A 19548-nucleotide genomic window follows, 5' to 3' on the forward strand; every position below is an offset into this window, starting at 1 on the left:
TCGATCCGATTAGCGTGCCGACCCGCTGGTCAGCCAGAATGGCGGCTGTTTCAGCGCCTGCGACGCCAGCCAGGCTAATCCGGCTTCCTGCTGTTCGTGGATCGCGGACAACAGTTGCTGCCAGGGTGCCAGCCAGACCGCCACATCTTCCTGCGGATAGGCACCGGCCAGCAGATGGACCGCCAGCAACTGACGCGCCAGGCGGGTCGCTTTGTCCTGATACTCATTCGGCTGTTTGACGGTGCTGAAGGTCTCTTTGAGATCGGCGTTAATGCGGCTCAGCATGATATCGCCAAAGCGTTTAAACGATCCCTGCAACTTGGTCTGGCCTTTGGCATCGACCCATTGTTGCCACTGCGATTCCACCAGCCAGTGCGTCAGCGCCAGCTGGGTTTCCACCGCCAGTGATGAGAGGCAAAAGCCGGAGGCATCCACCTCGTCATTCACCAGCGTCTCTTCCAGCGTGGTCAGTTGCTGACGCAGGGCGCTGCTGGCTTTACGCGGCACCAGCGCACCGAACAGGGAAAATGCCTGACGCAGCACATCCAGCGCTTCGCGCACTGCATCCTGCGCCGCCGCGTTGCCGCGCAGCCAGACTTCTTCATGATACTGCCAGTGGCTGAGACCGGCCGACATCGCGGCCACCATGCCCTCTTCCACCGTGGCTTTGTTACCGGCCTTCAGCAGCGGGAAAGGACGCAGCTGGCGCGGCGGATTGCCCTGGGCCAGCTGATAGCCGCGTGCCGCTTTACTCAGGCTGCCCATCCGCAGACCGCCGATCGCCACCAGCTGCTGCGCGAAGGTCAGCATGTCCTTACGCTCGCCGCGTTTTAATTCCAGTTCGATTTCACACAGCGGTTCGCTCAGCTCACCCGCAGTAACGTCGCCCTGATCAAACGCCAGCTCAATTTCGCTGTCGCCCACGGTAAGCAACCAGACTTCACGCTGAAAATGGGTGGTGAACAGCGGCTGTAAGCGTTGCTGTAACGCCGCAATCTCGGTGCCCTTCGGCCAGATATCGGCAGGCAGTTGCGCAATATCCAGCGTCGGTTCGCTGAGATCGACATTATATTCCGGCCGCTGATGCAGCCCGCCCAGCGTTTGCCCGGCCGCTTTCAGCGTCATCTCATAACGCTTATCGACGCCACGGATCCGCAGGCCCATATCCCAGCGCCGTAGCTGGTTATCATCGGTTTCAAAATAGATATTGGTCAGCTCGCGCGCTGGCTGATGCTGATGCGGCCACGCCGCGACAAGGTCAGCCAGTTTCCCGGCTGCCTGAGGAGTTGCAATGAACTTTAGTTCGATTTCGATGGTCATAATTTTTTATTCACTACGCCGCTGGCACTTAAGAGGATGTTTCCTGCATATTTCAGGCGATAATCAGCAGGTTACTCATGCTGTCGCCTGGAGGGCAAGGGGTTATCAGGCGAAGATTAATGCACAGAAGCCGCGCTGTCTCTGCTTTCTTTGTGCTTTCGCAGACCTTTTCGCACTCTCATGAGACCAGGATAGTTCTCATAGTGATTTATGCGAGGCCTCTCCAGACTGTGCCGGTAAATTTTTAGTCAGACTAAGCAAAACGAAATCGAATGAAAAAAATTACACTCGCTGGACTCACTTTGCTGGCTCTCAGCACCCTTGCACCTGCCCACGCCGACGAAAAACGCTACGTGTCTGATGAGTTATCGACCTGGGTTCGCAGCGGACCTGGCGATCAGTTTCGCCTGCTCGGTAAACTGAATGCCGGGGAAGAGGTGCAGCTGCTTCAGACCAATAACGATACCCATTATGGCCAGATCCGTGACTCGGAAGGCCGCACCACCTGGATCCCGCTGTCGCAGTTGAGCGCCAGTCCCAGCCTGCGTACCCGTGTGCCGCAGCTGGAACAACAGGTCAAAGATCTCACCGCCAAGCTGGATAATATCGACAACAGCTGGAATCAGCGCACGGCTGAAATGCAGAACAAAGTCGCCAGCAGCGACGGCGTGATTAACGGGCTGAAGGGCGAAAATCAGAAGCTGAAAAACGAACTGATTGTGGCGCAGAAGAAAGTCAGCGCGGCCAACGTTCAGCTGGATGACAAGCAGCGGACCATCATCATGCAGTGGTTTATGTATGGCGGCGGCGTGCTGGGTGTCGGCCTGCTGTTAGGTTTACTGCTACCGCACATGCTGCCGCGCCGTAAGAAAAACGATCGCTGGATGAACTGACCCGTCTCTGCCGTTTTTCATCAGGGGATCGCCAGATCCCCCTTTTGGCATGCCTGCAATCTGCTGAATCTGTGCAACAATAGAGCAACATGCACCGCTGAAGTGTCGCGCGGGAGGCGACTGGCGTGCAGGTCATTTCTTTTTCTCTGGAGTTTTGCGTGAAGACGTTTCTTGTGGGCGGCGCAGTGCGTGATGCACTGCTGAAGCTGCCGGTTAAAGACAAAGATTGGGTGGTGGTCGGTGCGACCCCCGAAGCCATGCTTGAGCAGGGCTATCAACAGGTCGGTCGCGACTTTCCCGTTTTCCTGCACCCTGACAGCCGCGAAGAGTATGCGCTGGCGCGTACCGAGCGGAAAAACGGGAAAGGCTATACCGGCTTTGTGACCTGGTCCGCGCCCGATGTGACGCTGGAGCAGGACTTACAACGCCGCGATCTGACCATCAATGCGATAGCGCAGGATGAAAACGGCACGCTGGTTGATCCCTACCACGGTCAGCGCGACCTCGCCGATCGCCAGTTACGTCATGTTTCCGATGCGTTCAATGAAGATCCGCTGCGGGTGTTGCGCGTGGCGCGCTTTGCCGCCCGTTTCGCCCATCTCAACTTCCGTATTGCCGACGAGACTCAGCAGCTGATGCAGCAGATGGCGAGCAGCGGCGAGCTGACACACCTGACGGCTGAAAGAGTGTGGAAAGAGACGGAAAAAGCGCTGACTACCCGCAATCCTCAGGTTTACTTCCAGGTGCTGCGCGACTGTGGCGCGTTGCAGGTGCTGTTTCCGGAACTCGATAACCTGTTTGGCATTCCGGCGCCGGCGAAGTGGCATCCGGAGATCGATACCGGCGTGCATACTCTGATGACGCTGACTATGGCGGCAGCGCTCTCCGACTCGGTCGAGGTGCGTTTCGCCACGCTGTTCCACGACGTCGGTAAGGCGCTGACGCCGCCTGAAAAATGGCCCAGCCATCACGGGCATGGCCTGGCGGGTGTGCCGCTGGTCGAAGCGATTTGCCAGCGTCTGCGCGTGCCGAATGCGATTCGCGATCTGGCGCTGATCGTCACCGAATTTCACGACATCGTGCATACCATTGAACGCCAGTCGGCTGACTCGCTGGTGGCACTGTTTGATCGGATCGATGCCTGGCGCAAGCCGCAGCGCGTCGAGCAGATGGCGCTGACCAGCGAAGCCGATGCGCGCGGACGTGCCGGACTGGAAAGCATGGCCTATCCGCAGGGCGACTATCTGCGGCGCGCGTTTGCGCTGGCTCAGGCAGTACCGACCAAAGCGGTGGTCGAGGCGGGTTTTAAAGGCGCTGAGGTGCGGGAGGAGTTAACGCGACGACGGGTTGACGCCGTCGCGCAGGGTCTGGCAACACCGCAGCCTGACTAGCAGGCTGCGGGCGGCTTACATGAAGACCATGTAGACCGCGGCCGCCACGATAAAGCGGTAGATAGCAAACGAGACGAAAGAGATACGCTTGATCAGCTCCAGGAAGGCTTTAATCGCGATCAGCGCGACCACGAAGGCGGTGGCGAAGCCGACAGCGAACATCGGGAAATCCGCCATGGTCAGGAAGCCGATGCTCTTATACATATCCAGCACCGTGGCACCCATCATCATCGGCACCGCCAGGATGAAGGAGAACTCAGACGCTGCATAGCGGCTCACGCCCATCAGCATCCCGCCGGAAATGGTCGCCCCTGAGCGAGAGAAGCCCGGCCACAGCGCTAAGCACTGAAAGCAGCCAATCATAAACGCCTGACGATAGGTAATGTCGTCGACGCCGACCGCTTTCGGCTGCTTCGGTTTAAGGTATTCCGCTGCCAGCAGTAACACACCGCCGACCACCAGCGCATACATCACGTTGATCGGATTAAACAGCGTTTTGATCTGATCGTGCAGTACCAGTCCGACGACAACCGCTGGCACCATGCCGAGCAGAATGTGGATCAGCGATAAACGTCCGGTGCCGACGCCTTCATGTTTTACTTCACCGAAGTGGATACCGATCAGGCCAAACAGACGTCGCCAGAACATCACGACAACCGCCAGAATCGAGCCTAACTGGATAACCACTTCGAAGGTCTCCGCTTTCTCACCCTCAAAGCCCAGCAGGTGACCCACTATAATCATGTGCCCTGTGGATGAGACCGGTAAAAATTCGGTCAGCCCTTCCACAACGCCCAGGATTGCAGCTACCCAAAGCTGATGAATATCTGCCATCAAATTTTCCCTCTATCCGTTTCAAAACCATTAAAAAGGCGCTAGCGCAAAGGCTATCGCCTGAAATCATGCTGCATCAGCCTGAGTAAAACCTTAAGGTCTTAGGCCATTTCGCTGGCTACAACGAAACGGCTCTCGCTATGACAGACAGTAATTTGGTTTGGTTTCATTGTGATGGCAATCACATCGCACTTATTTAGGAATAGTCCCGCGCTCAATTCGCACGCCAACCTGCGCTGCCTGGGCGATAGCGCCCGGTTTGCTTACCTTTACGCGCACGCCAGGCGAATTGAAACGGTTCATCAACAGATCCGCGATTTCTTCAGCGACCCGCTCAACCAGCGCAAAACGGCTGCCGGTCAGATGCATCAGAATCGCTTCGGAGACGTCGGCATAACTCAGACAATCGTTCACATCGTCACTGCGGGCGGCCAGTCGGTTATCCCATGCCATTTCGACATCGAGCACCAGCTTCTGCTGCATCCCCTGTTCCCAGTCGTAAACGCCAATGGTGGTGAACACCGTGAGTTGTTCTATAAATACGATATCCATGATGATGGTCTCTGTTTTTGGCTTAGCCGGATACCACTTCCGGCGGATTATGCGTATTATCCACGGTTGATGAGATCAAAACGACCCTAAAGGTAACGGTACGGTGTTATGAGTGCTTTCGCGCCTGGTATGATTATTTTCGCGTATCTCTGCGGTTCGATTTCCAGTGCGATTCTGGTTTGCAAACTCGCTGGCCTGCCCGATCCCCGCACGCACGGCTCAGGCAACCCTGGCGCGACCAATGTGTTACGTCTTGGTGGCAAAGTCGCAGCGGCCTGCGTGCTGGTGTTTGATGTGCTGAAAGGAATGGTGCCGGTCTGGCTGGCTTACCTGATGCATGTCACGCCACTGTTTCTGGGCCTGACGGCGATCGCAGCCTGCGTGGGTCACATCTATCCGGTCTTCTTCCAGTTTCGCGGCGGCAAAGGCGTCGCGACCGCTTTCGGGGCGATTGCGCCGATTGGCTGGGACTTAACCGGACTGGTCACCGGCACCTGGCTGCTCACGGTGCTGCTCAGCGGCTACTCCTCACTGGGCGCGATTGTCAGCGCGCTGATTGCGCCATTCTATGTCTGGTGGTTTAAACCCCAGTTCACCTTTCCGGTTTCGATGCTCTCCTGCCTGATCCTGCTGCGTCATCACGATAATATTCAGCGCTTGTGGCGTGGTCAGGAAGGAAAAATCTGGAAGCGTAAGAAGAAATCCCAGGAATAAAAAAAGCCGGCTAGCCGGCTTTTTTACACTCAGATGGCGGGCAGTTCCGCCAGCGGCCAGCGTGGTCGCACGCTGACGCCTAATCCTCCCCGCGTTCCGCCTTTCAGCCGCACCATGCCCGCATAGGCGATCATTGCACCGTTGTCAGTACAGAACTCAGGACGTGCGTAGAAGACTTCTCCGCCACGCTTCTGCATCATCACCGCCATCTGCTCGCGCAGCGTCCGGTTGGCGCTGACGCCGCCGGCAATCACCAGGCGTTTGAAGCCGGTCTGATCCAGCGCGCGCTTACATTTGATCGACAGCGTATCCACCACCGCATCTTCAAAGGCACGGGCGATATCGGCCCGGGTCTGCGCGTCATCATCGTTACCGCGAATGGTATTGGCGGCAAAGGTTTTCAGGCCCGAGAAGCTGAAATCCAGCCCCGGACGATCGGTCATCGGGCGCGGGAAGGTAAAACGCCCTGCCGTGCCCTGCTGCGCCATCTTCGACAGCATCGGCCCGCCGGGATAATCCAGCCCCAGCAGCTTGGCGGTTTTGTCGAACGCTTCACCGGCTGCATCATCAATCGATTCGCCCAGCAGTTCATATTCACCGATGCCGGTCACGCTGATCAGCTGGGTATGCCCGCCGGATACCAGTAGCGCAACAAAAGGAAATTCCGGCGGATTCTCTTCCAGCATCGGCGCCAGCAGGTGACCTTCCATATGATGCACCGGCACCGCCGGCACTTTCCAGGCGAAGGCCAGCGCCCGGCCAATGGTGGCGCCAACCAGCAGTGCGCCCACCAGACCCGGACCGGCCGTATAGGCCACCGCATCGATCTGATTCGGCGCTAATCCAGCCTGTTTCAGCGCCGCCTGAATTAACGGCACGGTTTTACGCACATGATCGCGGGATGCCAGTTCCGGCACCACACCGCCGTAATCGGCGTGCAGTTTCACCTGGCTGTACAGCTGATTCGCCAGTAACCCGGCCTCATCATCATAAATTGCGATGCCGGTTTCATCGCATGACGTTTCAATACCCAGAATTCGCATTGCATCACCTCTTTCTCGCGGCGCGCAGTTTAGCACAGCAATTGTGCGGACAGAGGAGCCAATCCCCGCAAAAAGTCATTTTCTGTCGGCTAAAGAGTACGCTATACTCCCGCCCCTGGAAAAACCGGCAGCCGCACAGGCAAACGCTCCTGTTGGTTTCAAATTATCCATGGTGCTTTACAAACCAACTTGAGTTGGAGTAAAATGCTGCACCATTTTGAAATGTGCTGGCGCCGCAGTCAGCAGCAAAAACCGAATTATTCGAGGTGAGAGTTACATGCCGGTAATTAAAGTACGTGAAAACGAGCCATTTGACGTAGCACTGCGTCGCTTCAAGCGTTCTTGCGAGAAAGCAGGCGTTCTGGCTGAAGTTCGTCGTCGTGAGTTTTATGAAAAACCGACTACCGAACGTAAGCGCGCTAAAGCGTCTGCAGTTAAGCGTCACGCCAAGAAACTGGCTCGCGAAAACGCACGCCGCACTCGTCTGTACTAATTTCTTCCGGAGGTTCGCCTCCACCGCGTGTTAAACGCAGACAGAGTCAAGTAAAAGGCCGTGCTTTCCGAAAGGAAGCGCGGCTTGTTGCCGTTTATGAGCTGAAAATCTGGGGCGTATGGCTGGACGAATTCCACGCGTATTTATCAACGATTTACTTGCCCGCACGGATATCGTGGATCTGATCGATGCCCGCGTTAAGCTGAAAAAGCAGGGTAAGAATTTCCACGCGTGTTGTCCTTTCCATAACGAAAAAACGCCCTCTTTCACCGTAAACGGCGAAAAACAGTTCTATCACTGTTTCGGCTGTGGCGCACACGGCAACGCTATCGACTTTTTAATGAACTATGATCGTCTTGAGTTTGTTGAAAGTATCGAAGAGTTAGCGACCTCCCACGGTTTAGACGTGCCTTACGAAGCAGGCAGCGGGCCCAGCCAGATGGAACGCCATCAGCGCCAGAGCCTGTATCAGCTGATGGAGAACCTGAACGGTTTTTATCAGCAGGGCCTGCAGCAATCCAGTGCGCAACCAGCACGCGACTATCTTGATCGTCGTGGTCTGAGCGCCGATATCATCAATCATTTCGCCATTGGTTATGCGCCTGCCGGCTGGGATAACGTTCTCAAACGTTTTGGTAAGCAGTCGGAAGATCGTGAATCGTTGATGGAAGCTGGCATGCTGGTCAGCAATGACAAGGGTCGCACCTATGACCGGTTTCGCGACCGCGTCATGTTTCCGATTCGCGATAAGCGTGGCCGCGTCATTGGTTTTGGCGGACGGGTATTAGGCAACGATACGCCGAAATATCTGAACTCGCCGGAAACACCGATTTTTCATAAAGGTCGCCAGCTGTATGGCCTGTATGAAGCACTGAAAAACCATCCGGAACCGGCCCGTTTACTGGTGGTCGAGGGATACATGGATGTGGTGGCACTGGCGCAGTACGGCATCGATTATGCCGTCGCCTCGCTGGGCACCTCAACCACCGCTGAGCATATTCAGCTACTGTTTCGCAGTACCGACAACGTGATTTGCTGTTATGACGGCGATCGTGCTGGCCGCGAAGCCGCCTGGCGTGCGCTTGAGACCGCATTACCTTACATGAATGATGGTCGTCAGCTACGCTTTATGTTTTTACCGGATGGTGAAGACCCGGATACGCTGGTGCGCAAAGAGGGCAAAGCGGCTTTCGAAGCGAGGATGGAGCAGGCGATGCCGCTCTCTTCGTTTTTATTCGACAGCTTGCTGCCGCAGGTCGATCTGACTTCACGCGACGGTAAAGCCCGGCTGAGTACGCTGGCTTTACCGCTGATTTCGCAGATCCCCGGCGAAACCCTGCGTATTTATATGCGTCAGGAGCTGGGCAATAAGCTGGGTATTCTGGATGACAATCAGCTTGAAAAGCTGATGCCGAAGCTGGCCGCAAGCGGAGCCGCACCGGTTGCACCTCCGTTAAAGCGCACCACAATGCGGGTGCTGGTGGCGTTGCTGATTCAGAACCCGCAGCTGGCGACGCTGGTGCCTTCGCTTGATGGCTTGTCTGAGTCAAAAATGCCGGGATTACCGCTATTTATCGAATTAGTGGGCCGTTGTAACGAGAATCCTGGATTGACCACCGGACAGCTACTAGAGTTATATCGCGGGACAAATTTTAGTCAGACGCTTGAAACTCTGGCGATCTGGAACCACATGATAGTAGATGAGGAAGCCGAAGCGGTGTTTCAGGACTCGCTGGCCAGCCTCTACGATTCTGCTCTTGAAGAGCGCCTGGAGTTTTTGATAGCGCGTGAGCGCACCCAGGGATTAAGCGCCGATGAGCGCCGCGAGCTCTGGACACTGAGCCAGGCTTTTGCCAGAAAATAACCGATTTTAATCATTTGTCCATTCTGACGTGTGAAAGGACAGATTGAGCGTTTTATGGCCGTCTCCGCCAGCGCACAGCCACATCGCGTACGCAGGTACGTGATCAAGGCGAGCACTGCCGGGGACCAGAATGGCGAGTAAGCCAGGCCATCAGCACAGAATTTAAAGGCCGTCGGCGTCGAAGTCAGTCTGTTCACCGCCAGCGCACAGCTTCCGCAGCGTACTGGAGTACGTGAGGAAAGCGAGCACTGCCGGGGAGCAGAATGACGAGTAAGCCAGGCCATTAGCACCGAGTTTATACAAGCGGCTTAAGTGCCGAATACTGATGGGCAAAGCCCACGCCGCGACGAAGGCAGCGGCAAGAACTAAACGCCTTCACTGCTATTGTTGGCTCGCTGCCGACCGACACCAATCTAATTAACAGAAGTGTGGATACCGTCTTATGGAGCAAAACCCGCAGTCACAGCTTAAGCTTCTTGTCACCCGTGGTAAGGAGCAAGGCTATCTGACCTATGCTGAGGTCAATGACCATCTGCCGGAAGATATCGTCGACTCAGATCAGATCGAAGACATCATCCAGATGATTAACGACATGGGTATTCAGGTGGTTGAAGAAGCCCCGGATGCCGACGATCTGATGCTGAATGAAAACAGCTCCGATACTGACGAAGATGCCGCGGAAGCTGCCGCTCAGGTGTTATCCAGCGTTGAATCTGAAATTGGGCGTACTACCGACCCGGTTCGCATGTATATGCGTGAAATGGGTACCGTCGAACTGCTGACGCGCGAAGGCGAAATCGACATCGCGAAGCGTATTGAAGACGGTATCAATCAGGTTCAATGTTCCGTTGCTGAATACCCTGAGGCGATTACTTACCTGCTGGATCAGTACGACAAAGTTGAAGCAGGCGAATCACGCCTGTCCGATCTGATCACCGGTTTCGTCGATCCTAACGCAGAAGAAGATCTGGCCCCAACGGCAACGCACGTCGGCTCTGAGCTTTCTGAAGCCGATCGTGTTGACGATGAAGAAGAAGATGAAGAGGACGATGACAGCTCCGACGACGATAACTCTATCGACCCGGAACTGGCACGCGAGAAGTTTTCTGATCTGCGTAAGCAGTATGAAACCACCCGCAATGTGATTAAAAGCAAAGGCCGCAGCCACGCTGATGCCGTTGCCGAAATTCAGAACCTCTCTGACGTCTTCAAACAGTTCCGCCTGGTACCTAAGCAGTTCGATTACCTGGTGAACAACATGCGCGAAATGATGGAACGTGTCCGTACGCAGGAACGTTTGATCATGAAGCTGTGTATTGAACTGTGCAAAATGCCGAAGAAAAACTTCATCACCCTGTTTACCGGCAATGAAACCAACGAAAGCTGGTTCAAAGCGGCGCTGGCGATGAACAAGCCGTGGTCTGAGAAGCTGCTGGAAGTGCAGGATGACGTTATGCGTTCCCTGCAGAAACTGGCGCAGATCGAAGAAGAGACCGGCCTGACCATTGAACAGGTCAAAGATATCAACCGTCGCATGTCGATCGGTGAAGCGAAAGCGCGTCGCGCCAAGAAAGAGATGGTGGAAGCAAACCTGCGTCTGGTTATTTCGATTGCGAAGAAATACACCAACCGCGGTCTGCAGTTCCTCGACCTGATTCAGGAAGGTAATATCGGCCTGATGAAAGCGGTTGATAAGTTTGAATATCGCCGTGGTTATAAATTCTCGACTTACGCGACCTGGTGGATCCGTCAGGCTATCACCCGCTCTATCGCTGACCAGGCACGTACCATCCGTATTCCGGTGCATATGATTGAGACCATCAACAAGCTCAACCGTATCTCGCGCCAGATGCTGCAGGAGATGGGCCGTGAACCGACGCCGGAAGAGCTGGCTGAGCGTATGCTGATGCCAGAAGATAAGATTCGCAAAGTACTGAAAATTGCTAAAGAGCCGATCTCAATGGAGACGCCGATTGGTGATGATGAAGATTCGCATCTGGGCGATTTTATCGAAGACACCACGCTGGAGCTGCCGCTGGATTCTGCTACTTCAGAAAGCCTGCGTTCAGCGACCCATGACGTGCTGGCCGGCCTGACCGCGCGTGAAGCGAAAGTGCTGCGCATGCGTTTCGGCATCGATATGAACACTGACCATACGCTGGAAGAAGTGGGCAAACAGTTTGACGTGACGCGTGAGCGTATTCGTCAGATTGAGGCCAAAGCACTGCGTAAACTGCGCCATCCGAGCCGTTCGGAAGTGCTGCGTAGCTTCCTCGACGATTAAGTCAGACAAAAACCCCGGTTCGCCGGGGTTTTTTATGCCTGTCTGTCAGCGATCCGCCTTCCCGCCCCACTGTTTTGTTTAACCGTTTTGCAGTGCGGTATACAGCTCTCTGTAAGCCTCAACCATCTCTTCCAGTGACGCGCGATTCAGACCGCTGGGATTCGGCAATACCCACACCTGCGTTTTGCCCATACATATTGGCTGTTTGCCCCACTCTACTTTGCTCTGCTGAAAGGCACGCCGGAACGCATCTTTGCCCAGAATGGCTAAGGCCGCAGGCTGATAGTGCAGCACCTTGTCGATCAGGCGTTTGCCGCCATCCCGCAGTTCAGCCGGCGCTAACTGACTCGCCTGTACCGTCGGTCGTTCAACCAGCATAGTGATGCCACATCCCGTCTCGGTTAAACGTTGTTCCTCTTCCGGTTTAAGCAGTTGCTGAGTAAAACCGGCCAGATGGATGACTTTCCAGAAGCGATTACCGGGATGAGCAAAGTGATAGCCCTGATGGGCCGTTGACTGGCCCGGATTGATGCCACAGAACAGGACATTGAGGTTAGCGCTGATGATGTCGCGGATGTTGTGCTCGCTCATGCGGCCACCAGTCCGGCACGCTGCTTCAGCGCATCGCGGCTGCGCTGTAACAGCTGGCTGGCATGATCCGCATCCGGACAGGCACGCGCCAGTGCCAGCGCGCCGACCATCTCAGCCTGCATGCTGGAGGCCAGCGCATCCGCATCTTCACGATCCAGCTCGCGCAGCATCTGCGCCAGGCCGTCATGCAGCGTATCAATCCCCTGCGTAAAAATAGTACGTGTCTGCTCAGGCAGATGCGCGACTTCACTCACCAGCGCAGCGATTGGGCATCCTTCTGCGGGAGAATTACGATGCGCTTCGGAAAGATAGGTATCAATAAACCCGGATAACCGCTGGCCAGGCTGCGTGACCTGCTCCGCCGGCGCAAAACTGCCCGCTTCGGCAAACATGTGTTTCAGTACCTCCTGTACCAGTTCCTCGCGTGAGGCAAAATGCGCATAAAAACCGCCGTGCGTCAGGCCAACCCGCTTCATCAGAGCCGCCACACCGATGCCCTCGGTGCCGGTCTCACGCATGACTCGCGCAGCCTCACTCAGGATACGCTGCCGCGTATGCGCTTTGCTGGTCTGCTTTTCCATATCATCTCCTGCGGTTTCAGATGCGTTGCTTCTGGCTATTATAGTAATTATTACGCTCATCATATTCCAGCTTGACGGCTCATATTATGATCGTCATATTGGTGTGAATTATGACGACCATCATACGAGGAGTACATTATGTCAACATCAGGTACAGCGTTAATTACCGGCGCATCGAGCGGCATCGGCGCAACTTATGCGAAACGACTGGCTGCACGCGGTTACGATCTGATTCTGGTGGCGCGGGACAAAGCGCGGCTGGATCAGCTGGCGGCGTTGCTGAGTGAGCAGCACGCGATTCAGGTTAAGGTGCTGGCTGCTGACTTAACCGATGAACAGGATGTGCAACGGGTAGAGGCAGAACTGGTCACCAATAGCAACATTACGCTGCTGCTGAACAACGCAGGTATGAGCGTAGAAGGAGAGTTCCTTGAGGCGGATATCAACCGCATCAACACTATGCTGACGTTAAATATCGTCACGCCAACTCGCCTGGCGCAGGCTGCTGGCCGGGCCTTCAAAGCGCGTGGCAACGGCATCATTATCAATATCGCCTCGGTGCTGGCACTGGTGCATGAGATGTTCAACGGCGCTTATAACGCCACTAAATCTTATGTGCTGACGTTAACGCGCGCATTGCAGCGTGAGCTTGCTGACAGCGGAGTCCAGGTGCAGGCGGTATTACCCGGTGCAACCCGCACTGAGATATTTGACCGTGCCGGCCAGCCGATCGCGACCATCCCTGCTGAAATGCTGATGGAAGTGGATGAAATGGTCGATGCGGCGCTGGCGGGCCTCGACAATAAGGAAGCGGTGACCATTCCGCCGCTGGAAGAGCTGGAGATGTGGCAGGATTACGACCGGGCGCGCGGTACGATGGTGCCTCACCTGTCGCGTAACAAATCTGCTTCGCGCTACCACCAGAACTAACTCCGACGCAGGCAGGGAGTTCTCAGAGGGCATTTTTATGGTTGGTACGGCGTATCCTGCCGTGCCACTTTGAGACCTTGTTACCGCCCGACAGGATATTTGTTATAAAAATCAGCAGCTAATTGCCTGCTGCTTATTTCAGCAACCGGTGGCTGAGTGCTGGATCGCTCAGAAGAGATACTTTATAATCCCCGCTCCGCTGGCCCCTTAGCTCAGTGGTTAGAGCAGGCGACTCATAATCGCTTGGTCGCTGGTTCAAACCCAGCAGGGGCCACCAAATTTTAGCAGTAAAAACATACAGTCAGACCACTCGAAAGAGCGGTCTTTTTGCTATTTATATTGCTAGTATCCCCTTTTTGTCCCCTCACATAATTTATTGAAGTGCTCAAGCCACGATCCAGCTAGCTGACGTCTGCAAAACCTCATGGTTACAGAAATTTCCCGGAAAAAATTTCCCCCGCGTCTGATTGCTCAGGAGTATGATTAACAAATCATTACAGTCTGAAGGGTTACTGATGGATACAGTAGAGGAACTAAACGGAACATACTTCTATGCGGGAAAATCGAATCTTACCGCCTCTGAACTCTTTTTCATGGTGTTTGTTTTCAACACGGCTGATCAGTTCGGCATTAAAGATATTTCAGCAAGCTATGCACTGTATGCAGGTATAAATGACCAGGTTACCCGGACTAACCAGAAACGGCACTGAAAGGAACATCCAGACTTTCAAAAGGTGTGAGGAAAGTATTCGGAAATAGAATGTTCCCGTTCGGATTGAAAATGCCTACATGGATCGGCGGCTACACTCCGTGGACTGTAAAACGCAGGATGGTGAGGAAGGTCGGTACATGGGTAGGCCGTACTATTCCATTAGTTGGCGAGGTTGTTCTTTTGGTTGATATTTCACAGATAACCTACAATTCAATCCGCGAATATAACACCATAGCAAGAGGCAATGATAAGTTATGGTGATCGGTGAAGACGACATTGAGCAACGAGTACTACGCATGTTTTCTGTACGTGCTGGTGCCTACATGTTCAGGAAAAAGAAATATGACACGTACACGCCAGAAGCAAATATTCATTTTGATTTTCAGCTTGATCAGGATGATATTGAAGAATTAGTTGAAGATTATTCAAAAGAATTTGCCGTTGATATGTCTGATTTCCATCTTGAAGCCTACTACCCCAAAATAAAACGTTCATGGAATCCATTCAGGAAACCTGATCCTGTCGATGTTCCTGATTTCACAATTGACATGTTTATTAAATCGGCCAGAGCCGGTAAATGGTTATACGATTAACGCAAGGAGCTAACGAAATGGCTGTACCAGTACATTTATTTTTGACCGACGACGGCGGAGCTACTCTTCGTGGTTCCTCTGATGTGCAAGACCGCGAAGGCTCAATGGAGTTAAGGACACTTCACCACAGCCTGACTATCCCTACTGACCCAATGGCAGGGAAAGTAACCGGAACACGTCAGCACGCACCATTTCAATTTACTAAAGAGCTTGATAGCGCATCACCTTACCTGTTCAAAGCAGCCGCAACGGGCCAAACGCTGAAAAGCGCAGAGTTCCGCTTCTACCATATCAACCACTCAGGCCAGGAAGTGGAGTATTACCGGATTACACTGGAAAACGTCAAAGTAATTTCTGTTAGTCCGGTGATGCACGACACGCGAGGCTGTCCGGGCACAGGTCATATGGAAGAAGTCGCCCTGAACTACGAGAAGATTACACACCTGTATAAAGACGGCAATTTGCTGGCGCATGACTCCTGGAACGAACGTCCAACAGCATAGCGAAAGGGGTTATCCCTGCGAAACAGTTTTCAGATTTTTAAAACAGTTAATCTCTGCTGAAACCCGCACCAGCTAAGACTCTGCGAGTTTTTCTTTGTTGTTTTCCCTCGCATAATTTGATCTTCCGGACTCACATAAAATACAAAACCTCATTACTTCTCTGGTAGTTGTGTTTTTCATTAGATCCTCTATAGATCCTTTCCACTGAAAAAACTGAAATTCTTTTTACTCTTTTCAGTTGGCTAACTCTGACAGAAAGCCAGGAGTGGCGCGTCCCGGCAATGCTCTGGCGCAGCTGGCCAATTTTTATTGACCACTATAATTAAGAAATACCGGCCTCCCGGCAGACATCTTAAACAGTTCATCCTGCTTCACCCGACTTAATCACAGCGATGATCTGATGCTCAGTAAAACGGACTTTACGCATAGCGATCTCCTTCGTTGGCAGATTGATTATGCCGGATGATCTCTAAATGTGAATGGCACGATTATGCGGGATACTTACAGGACCGCCCTGCCATGGATAGGGTTGAATTTAATTATCCGGATTGCACTAATGAGTCCCCGATCAGGACGTGGGACTATGCCCTTCTGGAGTGACGGATTGTAGAAGAAGTGATAGGGTATGCATTCATCTATCTATTCATTTATCTATTCAAAAAGCGATTCACCTTTATGCCCACTCGCTCTGAAACGATACGCCGATTACTCAGCCAGGGGCCGACGCAAGCTCGGCAACTGATTGAAATAATGGGCATTAGCCAGCCAACACTCTCCCGCGCAATAAGAGATATGGGCGATGACGTTGTTCGGATTGGAGCGGGGCCATCTATTCAGTACGTTCTGCGCGATGTTTATCGCGGATTTCGATCTGCCCCCATTTACCGCATCACTGATGAAGGACGCATCAGACCCCTTGGCGAGCTGATTCCGGTTCATCCTGAGGGATTTGTCATGGTACAGACCGACAAAATAAGTCTTCATAGTGACGGGCTGCCGTGGTGGCTGTTTGATATGCGTCCACAAGGGTATCTCGGGCGAGCCTACGCATCAGCCTATGCGACCGCTCTCGGTCTGCCAGCGAATCCAGAACAATGGGCAGACCAGGATGTCGTCAGGGCATTGCTTGCACAGGGCCATGATGCTATCGGCAACCTGCTGATAGGAGAGCAGGCTCGGGAACGTTTCCTTGAAATGCCGGAACCCATCCCCGTTGAGCGCGCCACAGCCTACCCCGCTTTGGCAATAGCGGCTGGAGCCGGTGAAGCACCGGGATCATCTGCAGGCGGGGAACAGCCGAAATTTTGCACTTATACAGAACGCGGTCACGTCTTAGTGAAATTCTCAGCTCCGGACGATAATCCGATTAGCGAACGTTGGCGCGACCTCCTGCTAGCCGAGCACCTGGCATTGAGGGTGCTCGGTGTGGAGACTGAGGTATATGATTTTGGTGGTCAGCGATTCCTGGAGATCCCCCGATTCGACCGCGTTGGCAAACTGGGACGTATTGGCATCTTCTCACTGCGGGCACTTGAGGCAGAATTTGTTGGCAATGCCAGCGCCTCCTGGCCTGTTCTGGTTAACCGCCTTGTTAAGGAAGGACATGTCCATCCTGATGCCGCAGCGGGTACTGCCCGGCTCTGGGCATTTGGGATGCTAATTGGCAATACCGACATGCACCACGGAAACCTGTCGTTCATTAGCAGTCACGGTCGCCCGTATCAGCTTGCCCCGGCCTACGATATTCTGCCGATGGGATTCGCGCCCAGCACGGGTGGCGCAATTGTGAACGCGCTTCGACCAGCATCACTACCGGAAGTAATCAGCCGGGATATCTGGCAGGAAGCACTGGGCCAGGCAGAGAGCTTCTTTGTTATCGCGAGCCGTTGCGGGCGTTTCTCCGCCAGTTTCGCCCCATGCCTTGAGGCATTACGCCATCATCTTGACGAGGCCAGCTCGCGTATCGCCCGTCTGGGATAAAAAAGCAGATGACCTGCCCGCTTAAACCATAAAGTCCAGCTAAGCGGGCCGACACTTACCCTAAAAACTGACTAATCAGCATCACCATTCCCAACCCCACCACTGAATTAATTAACTCCAGCAATCCCCAGGTTTTAAAGGTGTCCTTCATTGAGATACCAAACGTCTCTTTAAACAATAAAAAGCCACCGTCGTACATCAGGGTAATGGTGTTACTGCCACAGGCGACGGCAAGCACCATTAAGGCGGGATTGAGATCGAAGGCACCAATCATCGGTGCGACAATGCCTGCGGAGGTGATGGCGGCAACCGCGCCCTGTCCGGTAAGAATGCGGATAACGGCAGTGATTAACCAGGCGATAATAAAGGGCGAGAAGGGAACATGGCTCATCAGCTGAACGATGCTGTCACCGACATCAGAATCGATAATGACCTGCTTCAGAATACCACCGGCACTGATGACAAAAAGCACGTTGGCAATCTGAGAAATCGATTTTGAGACATGCTGCGTAATGCCATCAGCCGTCATGCCGCGCTTAACGCCCAAAAACCAGATCGCCGTGAAGGTCGCCAGTAACATGCTGATTTCCGCGCTGCCTGTCAACTTGCACACCTGAGTCAGCATCGAACCTTCACCCGCCAGCGGTCTCACTACGGAAGCGAGAATCATCAGGATGGCCGGAATCAACGGAATCAGGATACTGATTTTAAAAGAGGGAAGTCGCTGGGGATCGATTTCTTCGATCGGTTTGATAATTGAGTTAAGCGGAATACGGTTAATGCCTGGCAGAAATCTGGGTAATAAGATACCCGCACAATATAAGGCTGGCAAAATCACCAACACGCCATAAAGGTAGACCTGGACGATATCGGCATTGAACGCGCTGATTAACGCTACCGGGCCAGGCTGAGGCGGGAACAGGCTGTGTCCCATCGTCGCGCCCACCACCGTCGGGATCACCAGTTTCATGTAGGGAATGTTGGCTTTCACCGCGATGTTCATCACCAATGGCATGGCAATCAGAAACGCAACCTCATAAAACATCGCGATACCAAATATCACCCCAATAAACATCAAACCAATAGAAAGATAGCGGGTACCACAATGGCGTATCACCGTATCAGCAATTTGCTGACTGGCCCCGGATTCGGTCATGAACTTGCCAATAATCGCGCCAAATATAATAATCAGCGCGAGGTGCCCCATAATACTGCCAATGCCCTGCTGAATAACCGTTACGATTTTCCCTAATGGAATGCCGACCATAATGGCTACAAATATGCCGGCAATCAGCAACGAGAAAATGTTATGGAATTTATACTTCAGATTAAGTACAACCAGGATAACGATCCCCGCCAGCACCCAAAAAAGCGATAAAAAAGGTAGCATACATAGCCTCAAAATAGCGATAGGTTATAGTGATTTAAAAACTAAATTTTGAGCTGAAACATCCCTGGAAATTACGGCCTCTTTTCTGTTACCTTTCTGGTAACCCCTGTTATATTCTTTCACTTCTTCCCGGCCGGAATAATCAATGACCGGAACAATAACGCGATAAAACGCATCACTGGAATGACAACACCCTACCGCCTTCGGTATTAACCGTATAAACAGCGGGTTCGGTAAATGGTTATTTAACCGAATGAAATGAAAGTCATTTTCTTCCATCAATCGCTGATAAACTGTTTATCTGGCTGCTTTAAAGAGCCAGTTCATGCTTTCTACAGCGCGTCAAACCTGATCTACCATTCTAGTATATTCAAATCTCTGCTGAATGGGTTTGACCGTGCTCACACTGTTGAAAATTGCAACAGCAGCGCATATCGGCGGATATTGAATAAGAAAGTTGGCTGTCTGATCGGCTATACCAGGGGGAATCTCAATAATCATCTAAAATAGGACGATAAGAGAATAACAATGAAGAAATTGAGTCATTAAAGCGTGAGTTTTAACATATTCTTCAGCAGCGAATCCTGCGGCCAGGGCTGAGTGTTTCGGCTCCCATTATCTCAGCCAGGCGGCTGCGCTTTTATTCCCGGTGGCTGGCTGCGGCATTACAGTAATTATCCGTCGCGATAAAACCATCAGACTGCAAAGCCGCCTTTCGCATTTCGCCGGTCAGGTGACACAACGCCCGTTCGCGCGGTCATCTCCGCAAAATCAGGCTGCGATCCTGGTCTGGGTGGCGCCTCCTGCCGCGCGGCGCCTTGCAGCGGCTGGCCAGCCGCTCCCGCAACATTCTGCTGCCCTGCCCTGTTTTCATTTGAGA

17 protein-coding genes, 1 tRNA gene and 1 pseudogene are annotated in these 19548 nt (G+C 53.4%); 12 read left to right on the forward strand and 7 right to left on the reverse strand.

From position 1 onward, the window contains the following. Window positions 1-9 precede the first annotated feature (9 nt). Window positions 10-1320, reverse strand: a complete 1311-nt coding sequence (locus WFK59_RS17090; RefSeq protein ID WP_336756575.1) for a CYTH domain-containing protein — start codon at window positions 1318-1320, stop codon at window positions 10-12. Between the two features lie 272 nt (window positions 1321-1592). Here WFK59_RS17090 and WFK59_RS17095 point away from each other — a divergent pair, with 272 nt between their 5' ends. After that, window positions 1593-2213 (forward strand): TIGR04211 family SH3 domain-containing protein, encoded by a 621-nt coding sequence (locus WFK59_RS17095; RefSeq protein WP_069729240.1) that lies wholly within the window; start codon window positions 1593-1595, stop codon window positions 2211-2213. Between the two features lie 158 nt (window positions 2214-2371). After that, window positions 2372-3604: a multifunctional CCA addition/repair protein gene (locus WFK59_RS17100; RefSeq protein ID WP_233987081.1), complete on the forward strand. Its 1233-nt coding sequence runs from the start codon at window positions 2372-2374 to the stop codon at window positions 3602-3604. Window positions 3605-3619: 15 nt separating this feature from the next. Here the strand turns inward: WFK59_RS17100 and bacA are convergent, their stop codons facing one another. Together bacA and folB are read right to left on the reverse strand one after the other, a co-directional pair. Then, entirely contained in the window at window positions 3620-4438 is an 819-nt protein-coding gene (gene bacA, locus WFK59_RS17105; protein WP_233987080.1) for an undecaprenyl-diphosphate phosphatase, read from the reverse strand. A gap of 192 nt (window positions 4439-4630) precedes the next feature. Further along, the gene (gene folB, locus WFK59_RS17110) at window positions 4631-4990 is read right to left on the reverse strand and encodes a bifunctional dihydroneopterin aldolase/7,8-dihydroneopterin epimerase (RefSeq protein ID WP_094120656.1); all 360 of its coding nucleotides are present in this window, start codon (window positions 4988-4990) and stop codon (window positions 4631-4633) included. Window positions 4991-5098: 108 nt separating this feature from the next. On the opposite strand from folB, the gene plsY reads away from it, so the two are divergent. Next, complete coding sequence (plsY, locus tag WFK59_RS17115) at window positions 5099-5704, forward strand: glycerol-3-phosphate 1-O-acyltransferase PlsY (RefSeq protein WP_233987079.1); 606 nt, start codon at window positions 5099-5101, stop codon at window positions 5702-5704. Window positions 5705-5733: 29 nt separating this feature from the next. Here plsY and tsaD read toward each other — a convergent pair whose 3' ends face one another. Further along, window positions 5734-6747: a tRNA (adenosine(37)-N6)-threonylcarbamoyltransferase complex transferase subunit TsaD gene (tsaD, locus tag WFK59_RS17120; RefSeq protein ID WP_094120658.1), complete on the reverse strand. Its 1014-nt coding sequence runs from the start codon at window positions 6745-6747 to the stop codon at window positions 5734-5736. A gap of 277 nt (window positions 6748-7024) precedes the next feature. On the opposite strand from tsaD, the gene rpsU reads away from it, so the two are divergent. The 3 genes from rpsU to rpoD all read left to right on the forward strand — a co-directional run bounded on the left by rpsU (window position 7025) and on the right by rpoD (window position 11388). Continuing rightward, window positions 7025-7240: a 30S ribosomal protein S21 gene (gene rpsU / locus WFK59_RS17125; protein WP_001144069.1), complete on the forward strand. Its 216-nt coding sequence runs from the start codon at window positions 7025-7027 to the stop codon at window positions 7238-7240. 118 nt (window positions 7241-7358) lie between these two features. Further along, window positions 7359-9104: a DNA primase gene (gene dnaG / locus WFK59_RS17130; protein ID WP_233987077.1), complete on the forward strand. Its 1746-nt coding sequence runs from the start codon at window positions 7359-7361 to the stop codon at window positions 9102-9104. A 442-nt stretch (window positions 9105-9546) separates the two neighbouring features. After that, window positions 9547-11388 (forward strand): RNA polymerase sigma factor RpoD, encoded by a 1842-nt coding sequence (rpoD, locus tag WFK59_RS17135; protein WP_094121968.1) that lies wholly within the window; start codon window positions 9547-9549, stop codon window positions 11386-11388. A gap of 78 nt (window positions 11389-11466) precedes the next feature. Here the strand turns inward: rpoD and mug are convergent, their stop codons facing one another. Both mug and WFK59_RS17145 read right to left on the reverse strand, forming a co-directional pair. Beyond that, window positions 11467-11979 (reverse strand): G/U mismatch-specific DNA glycosylase, encoded by a 513-nt coding sequence (gene mug / locus WFK59_RS17140; RefSeq protein WP_336756579.1) that lies wholly within the window; start codon window positions 11977-11979, stop codon window positions 11467-11469. Beyond that, window positions 11976-12560 carry a TetR/AcrR family transcriptional regulator gene (locus tag WFK59_RS17145; RefSeq protein ID WP_336756581.1) on the reverse strand — a complete coding sequence of 195 codons (585 nt, stop codon included), beginning with the start codon at window positions 12558-12560 and terminating at the stop codon, window positions 11976-11978. The genes mug and WFK59_RS17145 overlap by 4 nt, the downstream gene beginning before the upstream one ends. 138 nt (window positions 12561-12698) lie before the next feature. Between WFK59_RS17145 and WFK59_RS17150 the strand changes: the two genes are divergently transcribed. From WFK59_RS17150 to yjjJ, 6 genes and pseudogenes are all read left to right on the forward strand, one after another. Then, complete coding sequence (locus tag WFK59_RS17150; RefSeq protein WP_233987074.1) at window positions 12699-13490, forward strand: SDR family NAD(P)-dependent oxidoreductase; 792 nt, start codon at window positions 12699-12701, stop codon at window positions 13488-13490. Between the two features lie 201 nt (window positions 13491-13691). Next, a tRNA-Ile gene (locus WFK59_RS17155) sits at window positions 13692-13767 on the forward strand. A 238-nt stretch (window positions 13768-14005) separates the two neighbouring features. Beyond that, window positions 14006-14463, forward strand: a pseudogene (locus WFK59_RS17160) (STM2901 family protein). Continuing rightward, entirely contained in the window at window positions 14457-14795 is a 339-nt protein-coding gene (locus tag WFK59_RS17165) for a DUF1493 family protein (RefSeq protein WP_336756584.1), read from the forward strand. The pseudogene WFK59_RS17160 and the gene WFK59_RS17165 overlap by 7 nt, the downstream one beginning before the upstream one ends. 17 nt (window positions 14796-14812) lie before the next feature. Continuing rightward, a complete protein-coding gene (locus tag WFK59_RS17170) occupies window positions 14813-15298 on the forward strand; it encodes an Hcp family type VI secretion system effector (protein ID WP_336756586.1) in 486 nt (161 codons plus the stop codon). 675 nt (window positions 15299-15973) lie between these two features. Next, a complete protein-coding gene (yjjJ, locus tag WFK59_RS17175) occupies window positions 15974-17278 on the forward strand; it encodes a type II toxin-antitoxin system HipA family toxin YjjJ (RefSeq protein ID WP_336756686.1) in 1305 nt (434 codons plus the stop codon). Between the two features lie 55 nt (window positions 17279-17333). Here yjjJ and WFK59_RS17180 read toward each other — a convergent pair whose 3' ends face one another. Next, window positions 17334-18668 (reverse strand): gluconate:H+ symporter, encoded by a 1335-nt coding sequence (locus tag WFK59_RS17180; protein WP_336756588.1) that lies wholly within the window; start codon window positions 18666-18668, stop codon window positions 17334-17336. Between the last annotated feature and the right edge of the window lie 880 nt (window positions 18669-19548).

This window comes from Pantoea sp. USHLN298, from assembly GCF_037149395.1.
In the GTDB taxonomy this organism is placed as follows: Bacteria; Pseudomonadota; Gammaproteobacteria; order Enterobacterales; family Enterobacteriaceae; genus Pantoea; species Pantoea astica.